Here is an 18200-nt window from a genome sequence, read left to right on the forward strand (position 1 = left end):
GGATTGACCCCTGAGTGTGAGCTGTGCGCCTCCGACTTGGATCGTCGAAAGCTAGGTAAGGGTAACCTAACTTTTTGTACGACTTGTGAGGAGCACAACCACCCATGACCCCTACGTCCCCGCCGGTGACGCCACCGTCGCCACTGGCCGGAGGGCGTCGCCCGAGGCCGCGGCACGCACGCGCCGCCCTCGTCACGACGCTCGCCGTGGCCGCCCTCGTGGCCACCCTGGTCGCGAGCGTCGGCCTCGGCGCCCGGGACATCTCGCCGCTGGAGATCGTCCGCATCCTGCTGCACCCCGGCGCCGAGGACTACAACGCCCAGGTCCTGTGGACCGAACGCATCCCCCGGACCTTCCTGGGGCTCGCCGTCGGCGCGGCCCTCGGCGCCTCCGGCCTGATCATGCAGGCGCTCACCCTGAACCCCCTCGCCGACCCCGGCATCCTCGGCATCGAGCAGGGCGCCGCGATGTTCGTGGTGCTCGGCATCCTCTTCCTCGATCTGACCGGCGTGCGGGGCTACTTCTGGATGGCGCTGCTCGGCTCCGGGGTGACCGCCGTGCTCGTGTACCTGATCGGCACCCGCACCGACGCGGGCAGCAGTGCCCTCGGCCTGGTCCTCGCCGGCGTGGCGCTGGCCGCCGTGATGTCCTCGCTGATCACGCTGATGGTGGTCCGCGACGAGGCGGTCTACGCCCATCTGCGCTTCTGGTCCGTCGGCCAGCTCACCGGCCGCGCGGGCGTCCTCGGCCAGGCCATCCCCTTCGTCGCCACGGGGCTGTTGCTCGCCCTGCCGCTCGGACGCACCCTCAACATCCTGAGCCTCGGCGACGAGACGGCCCGCGGCCTCGGCATGCGGGTGGAGCGCGCCCGGCTCGCGAGCGCCGCCGTCGCCGTACTCCTCTGCGCCGCCGCCACCGCCGCCGTCGGCCCCGTCGCCTTCGTCGGACTCGTGGCCGCCCACTGCGCGCGGCTGCTCGCCGGATCCGACCACCGCTGGTCCCTGCCCTTGGCCGTGGTGTTCGGCGCGGTCCTGCTCACGGCGGCCGACACCGCGGGACGGCTCGTCGTCGACCACGGCGAGGTCCAGGCCGGCGTGATGACCGCGGCCGTCGGCACCCCCTTCTTCGTCTGGCTCGCCCGCCGCAGGAACCTGGTGCGGATGTGAGCGCCCTCGCCGTCGGGTCCCGGCCCGCCCCCGCCGCGACCAAGGAGCACACCCTCGCCCGGCTGCGCGCCACCCGCCGCGCCCGGCGCCGCAGGACCGCCCTCGTCACCGTCGTGCTCGCCGTGCTCCTGCTCGGCCTGACGTCGGCCTCCGTCCTCCTCGGCGGGGTCGGCAAGGTCGAACCGGCCGACGTGCTGCCTGCCGCGTTCGGGCTCCGCACCGGGCTCGCCGACTACATGATCTTCCAGTTGCGGATGCCGCGCGCCCTCGCGGCGCTGCTCGCGGGCGCGCTGTTCGGCCTCGCGGGCGCCCTCTACCAACGGCTGATCCGCAATCCGCTGGCGACCCCCGACATCGTCGGCATCTCGGCGGGAGCGGGCGCCGGTGCCACCACCGTGCTCCTGTACGCGCCCGCGTCGGTGGCGCTCGGCACCCCGCTGGCGGCGGTCGCCGGGGCGTTCGTGCTCGCCGCCGCGGTGTACGCGCTGAGCTGGCGCCGCGGCGTCGACACCTACCGCCTGGTGCTTGTCGGGATCGGGCTGAGCGCGGTCTGCACCACGTACACCAACTATCTGTTCACCGTGGCCGATCAGCACAGCATCGCCGTCGCGATGCGCTGGCTCGTCGGCAGCACCAGCGGCGCGGACTGGGACGGCGTCACCACCCTGGCCCTCGGCCTCGGCGGCTGCCTGCTCGCCACGGCCCTGCTGCACCGGCCGCTCGGCAGCATGTCCCTCGGCGACCAGCTCGCCACCGGACTCGGCACCCGGGTGGGCCTCGTGCGCGTCGCGGCGCTGCTCGTCGGCGCGGCCGCGGCCGCCCTCGCCACCAGCGTGGTCGGGCCGATCGGCTTCGTCTCGCTCATCAGCGGGCCCGTCGCCGCGCGCCTCGCGGGCGCGGACCGCGCCCTCGTCCTGGCGCCGCCGGTCGGTGCCGCCCTCGTCATCGGGGCCGACGTCCTCGCGCAGAACGCCCCGCTCATCAGCCCGGTGCCCACCGGGGTCCTCACCGCGCTTCTCGGCGCCCCCTATTTCGTCTGGCTGATCCTCCGGCGCCGGAAGAAGGCATCCTCGTGACACCGAAGACCCTCACCAGCTCGCCCCACGCGCCCACCGCCGCACCCCGTCTGGAGGCCCGCGGCATCACCGTCGGCTACGGCGACGCGCCCGTCATCGAGGGCCTGGACCTGTGGATCGAGGCGGGCCGGATCACCGCGCTCGTCGGCCCCAACGCCTGCGGCAAGTCGACGCTCCTCAAGTCCCTGGCCCGGCTCCTTCCGCCGGCCGCGGGATCGGTGCTGCTCGAAGGCGCCGACATCCACCGCCTGCCCACCCGGGAGGTGGCCCGCCGCCTCGGCATCCTGCCGCAGTCGCCGCTCGCCCCGGAGAGCATCACCGTGGGCGACCTCGTCTGGCGGGGCCGCCACCCGCACCGGCAGTTCGGGCAGCGCCGCACCGCGGCCGACGACGAGGCCATCGCCGACGCGCTACTCGCCACGGGCACCGCGGAGCTCATCGACCGGCCCGTCGACGCGCTCTCCGGCGGCCAGCGCCAACGCGTCTGGATCGCCCTGGCCCTCGCCCAGGACACCCCGACGCTGCTCCTCGACGAGCCCACCACGTACCTGGACATCGCGCACCAGATCGAGGTCCTCGACCTGCTCGCCGACCTCAACGAACAGACCGGCAAGACCATCGTGCTCGTCTCGCACGACCTCAACCAGGCGGCCCTGTACGCCTCGACGATCGTCGCCCTGCGCGACGGCCGCGTCGTCCGCCAGGGCCCGCCCGCACAGGTGCTCGACGCCGACCTCGTGGCCGAGGTGTTCGGCCTGGACTGCGTCGTCGTCCCGCACCCCCGTTCCGACCGGCCGCAGATCTTCCCCCTCGGCCGCCGCCACCTCACGCAGGAGAGATGACCATGCACCGCCCCGCAAGACCCGTCACCGGACGCGGCGCCACCCGGATCCTGCTCGCCGCCACCGCCTGCCTCGCCCTCGTCACCGGGTGCGGCGGCTCCGCCGACGACAAGGACGGAAAGGGGGACAAGTCCGGCACGGCAGGCGCGGGTTCCGGGGCCTTCCCGGTGTCCCTCGCCAACGCCTGGGGCACGACCGAGGTCGGCGACAAGCCGGTCAAGGTGGCCACGGTGTCCGACGGCGACACCGACATCGCGCTGGCCCTCGGCGTCGTACCGGTGATCACGCCGGACGCGGAGGACGGCGGCCCCGTGCCGGAGTACAAGAAGCGCGCCCTGGACAAGCTCGGCGTCGACAAGCTGAAGACGTACGACGACACGGACGGCACGGACTACGAGGCCATCGCGGCCGAGGCCCCGGACGTCGTCCTCGGCATGAGCACCTGGTCGATGGAGGCCGACTACGCCAAGCTCAAGCCGATCGCCCCGGTCGTGACCTACGCCGACAAGAAGGACGCCGACGCCCTGACCTGGCAGGAGCGGCTCACCACCGCCGCCAAGGCGCTGGGCCTGAGCGACCGCGCGGAGAAGATCATCGCGGCCAACGAGAAGGCCGTCACCGACGCGGCGGCCGCGCACCCCGAGTTCAAGGGCAAGACGTACACGTACGCGGTCGTCCACCCCGAGCAGATCACCTTCATGTCCCACGCCGACCAGGACCCGGGCGTCTTCGAGCAGTTGGGCCTGCGCAAGACCGCCAAGGCGAAGGAGTACACCGCCAAGAAGAACGCGGTCGGCCTGGAGAACCTGGACGAGCTGGAGGCGGACGTCCTGCTGCTCACCTACCCGTTCGGCGACGAGGGGCTGCTGTCCGCGTCCGAGCTGGAGAGCAACAAGCTGTTCCGGTCCCTGGACGTGGTGAAGAAGAAGCACACCGCGGTCATCCCCGCGAAGAACACCCTGTCCTCCGCCATCGCCTACCCCGACGCGCTCAACGCCCCCTGGGTCGTCGAGAAGCTCACACCGATCCTCGCCGACGCCGTCGCGGGCAAGTGACCACCGCCGCGCCCGCACGAAGGAGCACCACCATGCCCACCCGCAACCCCCGTTCGGTCGTCACGTTCCCCATCGTGCTCAGGGAGCTGACGGTCCTGCGCGCCGAGAACATCACCCCGGGGATGCGGCGCCTCACCCTCGGCGGCGCCCAGCTGCGCGCCTTCACGCGCGACGGCCTCGACCTGCCCGAGCTGCGCACGGAGGGCTTCGACGACCATGTGAAGTTCTTCTTCGCCGACGACGAGGGCACGCTCGTCCTTCCCGGCCAGAACGTCAGCAGCCTGGACTGGCCCGCCGACGGACGGCCCGTCGCCAAGGACTACACGCCCGTCCGCTTCGACCCCGACGCCGGTGAGATCGACTTCGACTTCGTCCGGCACGCGGGCGGTGTCGCCTCGACCTGGGCGGAGCGGGCAGCGCCCGGCGAGAGCGCGTGGATCGCGGGGCCCAAGATGTCCCACAGCCACCCCGAGGGCGTGGACTGGCTGCTCGTCGTCGGCGACGAGACGGCGCTGCCCGCGATCGGCCGGTGGCTCGCCGAGATGCCCGCGGGCACGGTCGCCCGCGTGTTCGTCGAGATCGCCGACGACAGCCACCGCCAGGAGCTGCCGACGCGCGCGGAGGCCCAGGTCGTCTGGCTGTCCCGCGACGGCGCCCCCGCGGGCACGACCGACCTCCTGGAGCGGGCGGTACGGGACATGGAGTGGCTGCCGGGCACCGCGTACGCCTGGGTCGCGGGCGAGACCGTGACGCTCAAGGGCATCCGCCGCCATCTGGTCACCGAGCGCCGAGTGGCCCGCGAGCACACCCACATCACCGGATACTGGCGCCGCGCCACGCCCGCCCCGGCGGCTCAGGGCGACGCCGACGCGCACGGCCAGGTCGCCGCCGACCACTCGGAGGCGGAGGCCGACGACGCGCACGAGCGCCTGCACCGACTGACCGACCCCGCGCCCGGCCACGCCATCCGCGCCGCCGTCACCCTCGGCCTGTTCGAGCTGGTGGACGGCGGCACGCGGGACGCCGCCCGCCTCGCCGAGCGCACCGGGGCCGACCCCGTCACTCTCACGGCGCTGCTCACCTACCTCGTCTCCCTCGACCTCCTCGCCCTCGACGGCGACGGCTATCGGCTCACCGCCGTCAGCGAGGAGCTGGTCGAGGACGACCACTCCGCCGACGAGTACCACCTCGGCGGCGCCCAGGCCGCGCTCGACGCCTCGCTGAGCGGTCTGGTGCCCACCTTGCTGACGGGCAGGGCCGGTTACCGCACCGCGGCCGGGGAGACCTTCGTCGAGGCCATGGCGCACGACGCCCGCCTCGCCGGGACGGCGCGGGCCGCGGTCGAGGAGGAGGCCCGCTGGATCGCCCCCGGTGTCGTGCGCGCCCACGACTGGTCGGCGGTGCCCGAGATGACCGCGACCGGTCCTGGCGCGGGCACGGTCGTGGGCGCCCTGGTGCGCGCCTTCCCCGGGCTGCGGGCGCGCGTCACCGCGCTCCCCTCCGTCCTGCGGGCGCTGCGCGAGGAGATCCTGGACACCGACGTGCTGCCGCACGTCGAGCTGGTGCCGCAGACGGGTGCGGCGCCCGCGCCCGGGACCCGGACGCTGCTGATGTGCCGTCAACTCGCCTGGCTGGGCGACGAGGACGCCGCGCACCTGCTCGCCGAGACCGCCGCCGCCCTGGCCGCCGACGGGACGCTGCTCCTGGTCGAGCAGGTCACCGCGGCCGATCCGGACGACGCCGACGCCCCTCTGGACCACCTGCGCCTGAAGTGCGCGTTCGGCTCCGGCGTACGGGACGTGTCCGGTCTCACCGACCTGGCGGAGCGGGCCGGGCTCGCGGTGGGGGCCTGCCACGACATCGGCTGGGACCACCGGCTCTGGGTCCTGACGGCGCCCGGCCGCCCCGCGCCGAGGTGAGGCCGCGTCAGGGTGCGTCGAGGTGGCGGGTGTCCCCCACCCTGACGACCTGGCGGTTGTGGAAGAAGTCGTCCTCGTGCAGCACCGTGATGCTCCCGGACGGCGCCCGGAAGTGGACGGAACCGACGGAGTCGTACGGCATCTTGATCCAGGCCGCGACGACGAAGGTCGCGGCGAACCCGTGCGTGACGACGATCTGGTGCTCGCGCGGGCGCTCGAGGAGTTCGGCCATGGCGTCGTAGACGCGGCGCGCGCAGTCGCCCCTCGTCTCGGCGCCCGGCAGGCCCTCGTGGTGCCCCATCCGGTCGCCCTCGGCCGGCGGCGGCACGAACCGCCGGTCCAGCCACTCCTGCGGTCCGCCCTCCGCCTCGCCGTACGACTTCTCCCGCAGCCTGCGGTCCAGGAGCGGCTTCACACCGAAGAGTTCGCCCACCGCGTCGGCGGTGTGCGCGGCGCGGCGCAGGTCCGAGGAGATCACCTCGACGTCCGTGCCCTCGGGGATGTCGGCACGCAGCGCCCGGGCGATGGCGTCCGCGGCGCCGCGTCCGGCGGGCGTGAGGTCGGAGTCGTGCCAGCCGCCGACCACCTTCTCGATGTGGTGCGTGGCCTCCGGGTGGGCGATGACGTGGATGGTGCGCATCAGGGCGTGCCTTTCGCGTGCGTACGGGCGTGGGTCTTCGCTGTGCTCACTGTGCTCACTGTGCGCCAGGGTGCGGGAGCGGCTGGGAGTCCGTCGCGCCAGCCGCAGACCGCGCCGCCTCACCGGTCTTGCCGTCCCCGGCCCCCTCCGCGCTGTTCACACTCCTCGTATCCTCCGCCACCGTGCGACGGCGCACCCACAGGAGGGCGCCCGCGAGCATGACGGCGCCGCCGAGCAGCCAGCGCGGGGAGCCCTCCGGGAGGTGTCCGAGGACCAATCCCGTTCCGGCGCCGACCAGTTGGAGGGAGAGCGACTGGACGGACAGGGCGGTGGCGCGGCCCTTGCTGTCGACGCGCCGGTGCAGAATGTCGTTCTCGCTCGGGCCCGCGGCGCCGAGCCCCACGTACACGAGGGCGTAGCCGAGCACCGCCAGGGTGAGCGGGGCCGGGCCCGAGGAGACGGCGGTGAGGCCGAGCAGGAGCAGGCCGCCCGCCGCGGCGCCGAGTCCCACGAGGACGGCGCGCTCGCTCCCGCCCGCGTACCGGGCGAGCGGCGGCGCGAGGTGGCTGCCCGCCATCGAGCACAGGTATCCGGCGCAGGCGAGGCCCGCGAACAGCACCGCCCCCGACTCCGGTGCGCCGGTCAGGTCCACGGCCCTGCCGGGGGTGAGGACCTCCACGGTGATCAGGGCGCTGCCCGCCGCGCCGGCGCTGAGGACGATCCGCCGCACCAGCGCGTCCCGGCCGCCGAGGCGCACTCCGGCGACGACGGTGGCGGGGACGCCGCGAAGGACTCCGCGCAGGGTGGTGCGCTCCCGGGGCGGCTCGGGCAGCGCGGTCAGGACGTACGCGAGGAAGCCGATCTCGACGACGACGCCGAGCAGGGCCGGTACGGACAGCGGGATGACGAGCCCGGACGTGGCGTCGCTGATGCGGGCGCCGAGGTCGGGGCCGAGGCCGAGGAGCCAGGGCAGGGCGCCGCCGATCAGGACCCCGGCCGCGAGGGCCGCGGAGGTGGCGGCGCCGCCGCGGGCCAGGCCGGTGCGCAGCTCGGCGTCGGGGCCCGCGCTCGCGTGCACCGTGTCGACGTACCAGGCCTCGGCGGGGCCGCTCGACAGGGCGCGGCCCGCGCCCTTGAGTGCCATGCCGAGGGCGAGCACCCAGGCGGTGGTGCCGAGCGCGTGCAGGACCAGGGCGACGAGGTCGAAGAGGCCCGCGGCGGCGAGCACGGCACGGCGTCCGAGGACGTCGGAGAGTCCCCCGGTGGGGAGTTCGAGCGCGGCGGCGGTGAGGGAGTGCGCCGCGATGCAGCCGGCGACGGCCGCGAGGGCGAGCCCGCGCTCGGTCATGAGCGCCACCATGGGTGCGATGGCGAGGCCGAGCGGCAGCCAGAACAGCGCGCAGACCGTGACGTAGCGACGGCGGGCGGTGCGGGGGTCGAGGGGGCCGGGGCCGGGCAGGGCGGCGCGGGTGTCAGTCATGGGTGTAACCCCGCACGCGTCTCGGGGCGGCCCCGGCCTCGTCCGCCTCGGCGGCACCGTCCACCTCGACCGCCCGGTCCGCCCCGTCGGCCCCGTTCACCTCGGCCGCCCTGTCCGCCCCGCCGGCCCCGTCCACCTCGGCCGCCCGGTCCGCCCCGTCGGCACCTTCCGCCCGGCGGTCCCCCGCGTCCCCCTCCACACGCCCCACGACCGGCAGCCCCGCGAAGAACACCACGACCTTCTCGGCCCGCGCCTCCCCCGCGTCCCGTGCCGTCAGCTCCTCCAGCTTGTCCTCGAAGGCCTGCTTCAGCTCGGACAGCGACTCGGGCGTCAGCGTCGGCAGCAGGTCGGTGATGCCGGACGGCTCCAGCCACTCCCGCCCCACGCGTCCGGCGGCCCTGGCGGCCTCGTACCACCCGAGGGACTCCCCCAGGTGGTCGATCTGGCGGCGCGCCATCTTGCCCGTGAACTCGCGGCCGACCGGCGAGGCCTCCATCGCCGCGTGGTCCCAGGTGGTCACCGCGTGCACCGCGCGCCAGCGGCGCTCCCGGCCGTCCCGGTGCTCGGCCTCGGCGACGAACGCGTACTTCGCGAGGACGCGCAGGTGATAGCTGGTCGAGGCGGACGACTCCCCCGTCCTGGCCGCGAGCTCGCTGGCGGTGGCGGGCCCGTCCATGCGCAGCAGGCCGAGGAGCCTGACCCGCAGCGGATGGGTCAGCGCCTTGATGGCGGCGGGCTCCCGCTCCGGGTCGAGAACCCGCAGGTGGTCCCGCCCGGCCGGGGGCCGTGCCCGGCCCACGGGGCGCTCCGCGTCACGCTCTTCGTCTGCCATACGGCGAGCGTAGAACGCTGCGAGCACTTTCCCAAAGTCTTTTTGCAGAATTTCTTTGGGAAAGGTCGCGGCGGGGACGGCGCCGACGACGAAGCACCCCCGACGCGCCCCCGGACATGCCACGCCCCCCGTCGCGACTCGCGACGGGGGGCGTGGGGTGCGCTCATACAGGGTCAGTCGATACCGGGGAGGATGTGCGGCTCCGCGAGGTCGTCCTCGTATCCGGCGAGCCGGATGGGAGCCGCCTTGGCCCACGAGTCCAGGTTGCGGAGCTTCTGGGGACGTCCGCCCCGCTCGCCGCCACGATCGGCCGGCCGCTTCTCCTGCTTGGTCAGATCTGGTGTCACCGCGCACTCCTTTGTGTCGCGAAACGGAAGAACGCCGGCTGCGCTGCCTGCGCCTACTGCGCTGTCTTCGCGGTCGCGGTGGCGCCGTGTACGGGCGGGATCGCGGCAGCGGGTCGCAGCCTGTCCCGGGGCGGCGTAGAGACGCTGGTGTGCGCCGCGTGGCCGTCCGTTCGCCCTAGGTTAACCAAATGAGCGCGGGTCTGCTCGATGGCGCCAAAACAAGGGGAGGATTCCGGACATGCCTTATTCGCGAGTCCCGCCCGGCCCTGCCGTGACTACCACTTGCCGGGCTTGTAGTCCTTCAGGAAGACCCCGTACAGGTCCTCGCCCGCCTCGCCCCGCACCACCGGGTCGTACACGCGGGCCGCGCCGTCGACCAGGTCGAGCGGGGCGTGGAAGCCCTCCTCGGCCAGGCGCAGCTTGTCGTGGTGGGGGCGCTCGTCGGTGATCCAGCCAGTGTCGACCGAGGTCATGAGGATGCCGTCGGCCTCGAACATCTCCTGGCCGCTGGTGCGCGTCACCATGTTCATCGCGGCCTTGGCGGCGTTGGTGTTCGGGTGCCCGGCGCCCTTGTAGCCGCGGCCGAAGACGCCTTCCATCGCCGAGACGTTGACGACGTAGGCGCGTCCGCTCGCCGCCTTCTTCGCGGCCTCGGCCATCATCGGCCGCAGGTGGCTGATCAGGATGAATGGCGCGGTGTAGTTGCACAGCTGGGTCTCGAGCAGCTCCACCGGGGAGATCTGTTCGATGGTCTGCACCCAGGTGTTGGTGTCGACGACGTCCGGCACCAGGCCGCCCGCGTCGATGGCCGTGCCCGCGAGGTGCCGCTCGACGCTGGCGTTGCCCGCGACCAGGGCGAGGTCGGCGACCTGCTGCGCGTCCAGGCCGCTGACGCCGACGGGCAGCGCGGCCGGGCCGCCGAGCTCGCCGACCGCGCCGGAGTTGAAGGCTCCGATCACCTGGTGGGCGGGCAGTTCCCCGGCGGGCAGCGGGGCGCTCTCGCCCTCGACGAGGGCGGCGTAGGCGGAGGGCAGGCGGCGCACGGTCTGCGTCGCGTTGTTGATGAGGATGTCCAGCGGGCCCTGCCCGGCGACCTGCTCGGCGAGGCCGACCACCTGCGCGGGGTCGCGCAGGTCGATGCCGACGACCTCCAGGCGGTGCAGCCAGTCCGCCGAGTCCTCCATCGCCTTGAAGCGGCGGATGGCGTCCTTGGGGAACCGGGTCGTGACGGTGGTGTGCGCGCCGTCGCGCAGGAGCCGCAGCGCGATGTACATGCCGATCTTGGCGCGGCCCCCGGTGAGCAGGGCGCGCTTGCCGGTGAGGTCGGCGCGGGCGTCGCGCTTGGCGCGGTTCTCGGCGGCGCAGTCCTGGCAGAGCTGGTGGTAGAAGTAGTCGACCTCCACGTACCGCTTCTTGCAGGTGTAGCAGGAGCGGGGGCGCTGGAGTATGCCCGCGATCTGGCCGGCCTCGGTGACGGAGGACGGCAGGATGCCTTCGGTCTCGTCGTCGATGCGCTGCGCGGAGCCGGTGGCGGTGGCCTCGGTGACGGCCTTGTCGTGGGCGGTCTTGGCGGCCCTGCGCTCCTGGCGGCGGCGCTGCTTCACGGTGCGGTAGATCCCGGCGGTGGCACGGCGCACGGTGATCGCGTCGGGGTGGTCGACGTCCAGCTGGTCCAGCTCGTCGAGGACACTGAGGCAGACGGCGAGCCGCTCGGGGTCGATGCCCGGGCCGTACGGGCCGAGGTCCCCCGCGGTGGCCTCGTGCCCCGCGTGCCCCTGGTCGCCCCCGCGGTCGTACGCAACGGCGCCGGCACCCTGCTGCTGGCTGTCCTCTGTCACCGTCATGGCCGCTGTCGTTCCTCACCGCACTCGTGCCGCGGCTCGTCTGAGGTGACCGCGGAAGCTCCAAAAGCGGAACTTTACGTAGCCCGGGCGCCCGGTACCAAACCCGAACGGTCGCCCGCCACTCCCCGTGCGCGCTCGCACACGGCCACGAGCACGGCCAGTTCGGCGTCCAGGCAGCGCGCGAGAAGGTCCAGGTCCGGCACCGCGGCGGCGTCGGCGACCAGGCCGTAGTGGACACGGCCGCGGTAGGTGGAGACGGCGACGGCGAGCGCGTGGCCGCGGGCCAGCGGGGCGAAGGGGTAGACCTCGGTGAGCGGGCAGCCGCCGAGGCGCAGGCCGAGGCTGGGCAGCGGCACGCTGGTGACGAGGACGTCGAAGAGCAGCCGGGCGGCGTGCGCGACGGCGGGGCCGCCGACGCGGTGGCCGATCGGGAGCACATGGTCGGCGAGCAGCGCGACGGCGCCCGCGCCGCGGGTGGGGCCCGCGTCCTTGTTGCGGTCCATGGCGGTGCGCACGGCGCGCAGCCGGGCCAGCGGGTCCGGGTCGTCGACGGGCAGCCGGACCAGATAGCCGGAGAGGCGGTTGCCCTGCGGGTGGGCGGTGCGCGGGCGGCGCCGCGAGACGGGGACGAGCGCGCGCGGGGCCACGCCCGCACTGCTGTCGCCCCGCTCGTCCAGCCAGCGCCGCAGCGCCCCGGCGACCACGGCGATCAGGACGTCGTTGACGGTGCCCCCGACGGTCTTGCGGACGCGGTGCACGTCGTCCAGGTCCAGGGCGACACCCGCGGTGCGGCGGGTGCCGGTGGGCCGGGAGGTGAGGGCGTCGCAGGAGCGGACGTCCCAGGTCGCGCGGGCCACGGACGCGCCGATGTCGAGCGCGCGGCCGACGTCGGCGGCGGCGGAGCGGGCCCCGGACAGGGCGGAACCGACGGTGCCGGGCAGCCGCCGCGGGTCGAGGGCGTGCCACCACGGCGTCTCGGGGACGGGCCGTGGCGCGCGGGTGGGCGGGAGTTCCATCGGGTCCATGACCCCGGCGGCCAGGGTGAGGGCGCGCAGGCCGTCGGCGAGGGCGTGGTGGAACTTGAACAGGACCGCGAACGAGGTCCCGTCGGCGGCGGGCAGGACGTGCGCCTCCCACGGCGGCCGGTCCCGGTCGAGGGGCCGCTGCATGAGCGCGCCCGCCGCCGCGTGGAAGTCGGCCGCGGGCGGGGCGAGGTGGACGTGGTCCAGCGGGTCGAAGCCGGGTGCGGGCGTGCGCTCGGCGCCGCCGGGGGGCAGCAGCACGTGCCGTATCCGCATGCCCAGGCCCGGGACGCCCGGGGCGCGGGCGGCGAGCAGGTCGGCGGCGTGCGCGGCGGCGGACGGCGAGTCCGCGGCGAAGACGCCGAGTGCCCCCAGGTGCATGGGGTGCTCGGCGGACTCGATGCTCCAGAAGGCGAGGTCGAGCGGGGCGAGCAGGTCCGAGCTCTCAGAGGTCATGACTCGCTCTCGTGTCGGCGGTCGGCAACGGGAGCCAGCAGCCAATCACCCACCGACAACTACGGTCAAGTGCGATCTAGCTACGCACAGTTAACAACAGATTAAGGCCCGTCCTTCCCGGAAACCACCGGGAAGGACGGGCCTCGTGGGACGTCAGTGACGGCACCTTCACCGCGAGCGGACGGTCACCTCACCACGGGCGGCGCCGCCTCGGGTGACGTTCCCCACGTCGACGGCTTGTCCCCGACGGCGAACGACAGCTCCCGCAGCCCGCGGATGTCGCCCGTGCGCAGATACGTCCGCCCGTAGTCCGCGCCGTCGGCGCTCACCGACTGCACGTACCGCCGCTCCGGCGACGTGCCCGGTGCCTTCACCGTGAACCGTCCGCGCGGGTAGTAGCGGCGGTCCAGGCCGAGGTCGACCCGCTCGAAGACCGGCGTGGACAGGCCCCAGGTGTCCGTGCCCGGCTGCACCGGGAAGATCCCGATGGACGAGAGCACGTTCCAGGCGGACATGGTGCCGAGGTCGTCGTTGCCGGTCATGCCGGTCGGGGTGTCCGTGAAGAGCGTCAGCGCGGCGTGCACCACGTCCGTCGTCTTCCACGGCTGCCCGGTCGACAGATACGTGTACGGGGCGATCAGGTCGGGCTCGTTCTGCGGGTTGTACTTGTCCGCGTTGTAGTAGTCGTACGGGCCGTTGACCCACACCTCGCGGGCCGTCTTCGCGGGGTCCTTCAGGAGCTGGTCGTAGGCGAAGAAGGAATCGAGACGCCCGTTCGTGGCCTGCTTGCCGCCGATCAGGTCCACCATGCCGGGCAGGTCCTGCGGCACCAGCCACTGGTACTGCCAGGACGTGCCCTCGTGGAAGCCCTCGCTCTTGGCCGGGTCGGCGGGTCCGGTGAACGCCCCCGCCCTGTCCCGCGCCCGGAAGAACCCGGTCGAACCGTCGAAGATCTTCCGGTAGTTCTGCGCCCGCGCCGCGTACCGCTCGGCGTCCTTCTCGTGCCCGAGCTCGCGCGCCATCTGCCCGAGCATCGCGTCCGACAGGGCGTACTCCAGGGTGGCCGAAGCGCCGTGGTCGTAGTCGGAGTCACCGGGCTTGGCGTGCGGGCGGCCCTTGACGTAGGGCGCGAAGCCCTCGGCGATGTACTCCTTGTTGGCCTCGCGGCCCACCGGCGCCGCGTCGGCGGGCGGCACCCCGTCGGCGTTCTTCTTCAGCGCCCGGTACGCCTCCTCCTCATGCCCCTTGAGCAGGCCCTGCTGGTAGGCGTTGGTGAGGAACGGCGTGACCGGGTCGCCGGTCATGATGTTCGTCTCGACGGTGCCGTAGCCCCACTTGGGCAGCCAGCCGCTCTCCTTGTCGATCCTGAGGACCGACAGGGCCATGTCGCGGGACTCGCGCGGGGCGAGCAGCGCGAGGAGCTGGGCCTGGGTGCGGTAGGTGTCCCACAGGGACCAGTTCTGGTAGTACGTGAATCCCTTGGCACGGTGGGTCTTCTGGTCCCAGCCGGTGTAGCGGCCGTCGACGTCGCTGCCGATGTTCGGCGCGAGGAACGAGCGGTACAGGGACGAGTAGAAGGTGCGCCGCAGCGTCTTGTCGCCGCCCTGCGCGCGCACGTCGTCGAGCCGGTCCTCCCACTTCGCGCGCGCCGCGCGCTCGACGCGGCCGAACGAACGCCCGCCCTCCGCCCGGAGGTTGAGAGCCGCACCCCGCGCGTCGACGTAGGACAGCGCGGTCGTCGCCTCGACGGTGCGGTCCTTGGAGGTGTCGAAGCGGACGTACGCGCCGTTGCGCTCGGCGTCGGCCGAGGACTTCCGGGAGCCCGCGGTGACCGTGCCGCCCTTCCAGGTGCCGGCCGACGTGAAGGGCCGGTCGAAGCGGGTGACGGTGTAGAGCGTGTACGGCTTGGTGTCCTGGCAGAAGCCGCTTCCGGTGATCTTCGTGCGGACGGTGCGGCGGTCGAGGATCTCGACGTCGGTGCCCACGGTCTTGTGCAGGGACTGGCCCGCGTTGATGAGGACGTTGGCCTTGTCGGTGGCGGGGAAGGTGTAGCGCTGCACGCCGGTGCGCTCGGTCGCGGTCAGCTCGGCGCCGATGCCGGACTTCAGGCCGACCTTGTAGTAGCCGGGGCGGGCCGTCTCCGTGTCGTGGCTGAACTCGGCGGCGTACTTGGCGTAGTCGGTCTCCGTCACGTCCCCGGTCGTCGGCAGGACCGGCAGGTCGCCGCCGAGCCCGCAGCCCACACCGGACAGATGCACGGCGGAGAAGCCCCGGATGTGCGTGTCGGAGTGGTCGTAGCCGGTGTTGTGGCCGGTGTCCGGCGAGAGCTGCACCATGCCGAAGGGCACGGCGGCGCCCGGGTAGGTGTTGCCCTCGTTCTCGGTGCCGATGAACGGGTTGACCAGGTCGGTCAGGCGCTCGCCGCGCGGGGCGGCGTCGGCCGACGGGAGGGTGAGGGCGCCGCCGAGGAGCGCGGTCGCCACCACCGCCGTCCCCGCGCCGCGCAGCCGGTGGGTCCATCTCATGCGTGGGAACGCCTCCTTGGACAACGTTGTCACTACCTCGGGCGCGCTCATTCTTCGGGCGCGTACGTGTACTCGTCAAGGGTGCTGCGGGTGTGGCGTCGGGTCGGCCCGCGCCCGGGATCCGGAAACGCCCCGGGCACGACGCCGGACACGGTTCCGCGCAGGGAGATGTGCTCCGGCCCGCCCCCCACGGACGGGCCGGAGCACATCGGTCCGTCAGGCGCAGCCCCGCACGGGCGCCTGTGAGGCGTCCTTGATCAGGGACTCGTGCGCGGCGCGCAGCCGTGGCACATCGGGCTTGACGACCTTGCGGTCATAGGTGAGCAGGCCGTTCAACTCCCCTTCCACGTCAGAGATCTGGGTGTAGACAGCGCCGTTGCCGCCCTTGCAGGCGAGCGCGCGCACCTCGCGGAGCTTGGTCAGGTACTCCTCCGTGTACTTGGCGGGGTCCACGTCGACGTAGCTCTGCTGCACGGACCAGGCATGTCCCGGCACCGCGAGTCCGAGGCCGCCGTACTCCCCGTTGATCAGGGCCCGTTGGCCGTCGGGCCGGGGCGGCAGGGCCGGGCTCGGGTAGCCGTGCTCGTCCATCAGGTCGCCCTTGCCGCCGTCGGCGCCGAGGTTGAGCCCCGACATGCCGTTGACGAGGCGCGTGGGGTCCCAGGCCTTGGCCTGTTCGGCGATGCGGCCCTGGTCGTACTGGCCCCAGCCCTCGTTGAAGGTGACCCACATGACGATGGACGGGCTGTTGCCGTGCTCGTCGATCATCTGCTTCATCTCGTGCTCGAACTGGGCCCGGGCGGCGGCGTCCGGTTTCCGCTCGGCCCGCATGGACGGCATGTCCTGCCACACCATCAGGCCCAGCTTGTCCGCCCAGTAGAACCACCGGTCGGGCTCGACCTTGATGTGCTTGCGGACGGAGTTGAACCCCATCTCCTTGTGCATCTTCAGGTCGTACGCGAGGGCCTCGTCGGTGGGTGCGGTGTGCAGGCCGTCGGGCCAGAAGCCCTGGTCGAGGGTGGCCATGAGGAAGGTGGGCTTGCCGTTGAGCACGGTGCGCGGGGTGCCGTCGATCTTCTCCACGGAGATCGAGCGCATCCCGAAGTAGCTCCGCAGCTCGTCCGCGCGGGCGCCGTACTTGCCCCCGTGCTTGCCCCCGACGGTAACCTTCAGGTCGTAGAGGAACGGGTCGTCGGGCGACCACAGGCGCGGCTTCCGCAGGGTGAGCTTCAGGGGCTCGCCGGTGCGGCCGCGGGCCTCGGCGACCTTCTTCTTCCCCTCGTACGCCACCGCCTTGACGGGCAGGCCCGCGCGGACGCCCTTGGCCTCGACGGCGACCTGCTTGCTCTTGACGTCGGGGGTGATCTTCAGGGATTCGGCGTGGTCGCGGGCCACCGGCTCCATCCACACCGTCTGCCAGATGCCGGACGACGGCGTGTACCAGATGCCCGACGGGTCCAGGCGCTGCTTGCCGACCGGCGGGTTCGGGCCGCCCGGCGCGTCGGTCGGGTCGTGCACGCCGACGATCAGCTCCTGGGTGCGGCCGGGCTTCAGCGCGTCGGTGACGTCGGCGCTGAACTTGTCGTAGCCGCCCTTGTGGTCGGCGACCTCGGTGCCGTTCACATACACCTTGGCGTGCCAGTCGACGGCGCCGAAGTTCAGCTTCAGCCGCTGGTCGTTCCGGTGGTCGCCGACCTTCCAGCCGGCCGGGACAGTGAAGGTGCGGCGGTACCACATGCGGTCCTCGTGCCGCTGCAGGCCCGACAGCTGGGACTCCACCGGGTAGGGGACGAGGATCTTCTCCTTGAGCTTCTTGCCGACCGGCGGCCGCTCGCCCGCCTCGGCCGCGGCGAACTGCCAACTGCCGTTGAGATTGCGCCAGTCGGCGCGCTTCAGCTGCGGGCGGGGGTACTCGGGCAGCGCGTTGTCCGGACCGACGTCCTCGGCCCACTTGGAGCGCAGCTCGTACGTGGACTTGTTGCCGCCGCTGCTCCAGAAGACTCCGACCTGCTTGCCGTCGGCGCCGGTGAGGCCGCCCTTGCCGTCGTAGCGCAGGTCGGCGGTGCCGCGGGCGGTGCCGGTCTTGTTGCCGACGACGGGCTGCTTGAGGGTGACGAGCAGGGCACGCGGGTCGGCCGGGTCCTGCCTGACTGATTCCAGTGGCCACTTGGCGCCGCCGATGACGGCTTCGAGGTGGCCGACGAGACCGGCCGGGGGCGCGGCGAGCTCCTGGGCGAACTCAAGGCGCAGGGCCCGGCCGTCCTTCTGCACGGTGGCGTCGGTCGCCCCGTCGTAGTCCCAGCCGTCGGGGAGGCGGAACGCGGACTGTGGCACGGCCTTCTTGGTGCCGCCGGGCTCGGTCCAGCGCAGGTGGAGGTTGGAGCCGCCGTAGTGCTCGAAGTACTCGACCTTGAAGTCGTGGGCCTTGCCCGCGGCCAACTCGATCGGCTGGGAGGTCTGTTCGCGGTCCCAGTCGTCGACCCAGTGGTCGATGGCGAGCTTGCCGTCGACCCAGAGCCGGAAGCCGTTGTCGCCGGTCATGGCGAAGGTGTGGGCGCCGGACTTCTCCGGGACGAGCTTCCCCGTCCAGCGGACGGTGGCGTCGTCGGACTGTCCGGTGGCGAGGTTCAGTCGGGGTTCGAGGGTGTCGAAGTCGATGTTCCGGTCGAAGCCGGTGGCCTTCAGCTCGTGGAAGTCGAAGGCCCCGGGGGCGGACTGGGTGTAGTACTCGCCCTTCAGGCCGTGGACCTCGGGTGCCTCGTCGCCCGCCGCGGTCGCGGTGGACTGGGCGACGAGCCCCGAGAACACCAGGGCCGCGGTGAGCAGCAGGGCGAGTTGGTGCCGGAGCTTTCCTGATCGTCTAGGGCGCACGGATCCTCCTTGTCGAGGAAGGGTGGCGGCTCGTCGCTCCAGTCGGTACAACGAGTCTGTACAACGTTGGAAGGAACGGCAGTTGGCATGACAGCACGGCTCCGGGCGCGCTGTCCAGGGCCGCG

At 72.9% G+C, this 18200-nt stretch carries 13 protein-coding genes; 5 read left to right on the forward strand and 8 right to left on the reverse strand.

The window, feature by feature from the left end:
- Positions 1-104: 104 nt before the first annotated feature.
- Genes OO63_RS21795 through OO63_RS21815 form a run of 5 tightly spaced genes read left to right on the forward strand, consistent with a single transcriptional unit; the run spans position 105 to position 6058 of the window.
- On the forward strand, positions 105-1166 hold the full coding sequence (locus tag OO63_RS21795) for a FecCD family ABC transporter permease (protein WP_030360846.1): 1062 nt from the start codon (positions 105-107) through the stop codon (positions 1164-1166).
- Entirely contained in the window at positions 1163-2242 is a 1080-nt protein-coding gene (locus OO63_RS21800; protein ID WP_030360847.1) for a FecCD family ABC transporter permease, read from the forward strand. Before OO63_RS21795 ends, OO63_RS21800 begins: the two co-directional genes overlap by 4 nt.
- Positions 2239-3084: an ABC transporter ATP-binding protein gene (locus tag OO63_RS21805; protein WP_051811071.1), complete on the forward strand. Its 846-nt coding sequence runs from the start codon at positions 2239-2241 to the stop codon at positions 3082-3084. The genes OO63_RS21800 and OO63_RS21805 overlap by 4 nt, the downstream gene beginning before the upstream one ends.
- Positions 3081-4139 carry an ABC transporter substrate-binding protein gene (locus OO63_RS21810; RefSeq protein ID WP_030360849.1) on the forward strand — a complete coding sequence of 353 codons (1059 nt, stop codon included), beginning with the start codon at positions 3081-3083 and terminating at the stop codon, positions 4137-4139. Before OO63_RS21805 ends, OO63_RS21810 begins: the two co-directional genes overlap by 4 nt.
- A gap of 32 nt (positions 4140-4171) precedes the next feature.
- Positions 4172-6058, forward strand: a complete 1887-nt coding sequence (locus tag OO63_RS21815; protein WP_030360850.1) for a siderophore-interacting protein — start codon at positions 4172-4174, stop codon at positions 6056-6058.
- A 7-nt stretch (positions 6059-6065) separates the two neighbouring features.
- Here OO63_RS21815 and OO63_RS21820 read toward each other — a convergent pair whose 3' ends face one another.
- The 8 genes from OO63_RS21820 to OO63_RS21850 form a co-directional block, all read right to left on the reverse strand.
- On the reverse strand, positions 6066-6698 hold the full coding sequence (locus OO63_RS21820; RefSeq protein ID WP_030360851.1) for a histidine phosphatase family protein: 633 nt from the start codon (positions 6696-6698) through the stop codon (positions 6066-6068).
- 55 nt (positions 6699-6753) lie between these two features.
- A complete protein-coding gene (locus OO63_RS21825; protein ID WP_078619280.1) occupies positions 6754-8178 on the reverse strand; it encodes an MFS transporter in 1425 nt (474 codons plus the stop codon).
- Entirely contained in the window at positions 8171-9010 is an 840-nt protein-coding gene (locus OO63_RS21830; RefSeq protein ID WP_078619281.1) for an ArsR/SmtB family transcription factor, read from the reverse strand. Before OO63_RS21830 ends, OO63_RS21825 begins: the two co-directional genes overlap by 8 nt.
- Positions 9011-9183: 173 nt before the next feature.
- The gene (locus tag OO63_RS46010) at positions 9184-9357 is read right to left on the reverse strand and encodes a hypothetical protein (protein ID WP_169786629.1); all 174 of its coding nucleotides are present in this window, start codon (positions 9355-9357) and stop codon (positions 9184-9186) included.
- A 275-nt stretch (positions 9358-9632) separates the two neighbouring features.
- Positions 9633-11201 carry an SDR family NAD(P)-dependent oxidoreductase gene (locus OO63_RS21835; RefSeq protein WP_234311316.1) on the reverse strand — a complete coding sequence of 523 codons (1569 nt, stop codon included), beginning with the start codon at positions 11199-11201 and terminating at the stop codon, positions 9633-9635.
- Positions 11202-11275: 74 nt separating this feature from the next.
- Positions 11276-12679: a wax ester/triacylglycerol synthase family O-acyltransferase gene (locus OO63_RS21840; RefSeq protein WP_051811073.1), complete on the reverse strand. Its 1404-nt coding sequence runs from the start codon at positions 12677-12679 to the stop codon at positions 11276-11278.
- 185 nt (positions 12680-12864) lie between these two features.
- Positions 12865-15204, reverse strand: coding sequence for a GH92 family glycosyl hydrolase (locus OO63_RS21845; protein ID WP_030360856.1), 2340 nt, complete (start codon positions 15202-15204; stop codon positions 12865-12867).
- Positions 15205-15420: 216 nt separating this feature from the next.
- A complete protein-coding gene (locus OO63_RS21850) occupies positions 15421-18075 on the reverse strand; it encodes a glycoside hydrolase family 2 (protein WP_030360857.1) in 2655 nt (884 codons plus the stop codon).
- Positions 18076-18200 lie beyond the last annotated feature (125 nt).

Origin of the sequence: Streptomyces alboflavus (assembly GCF_000716675.1) — a bacterium.
Lineage (GTDB): Bacteria > Actinomycetota > Actinomycetes > Streptomycetales > Streptomycetaceae > Streptomyces > Streptomyces alboflavus.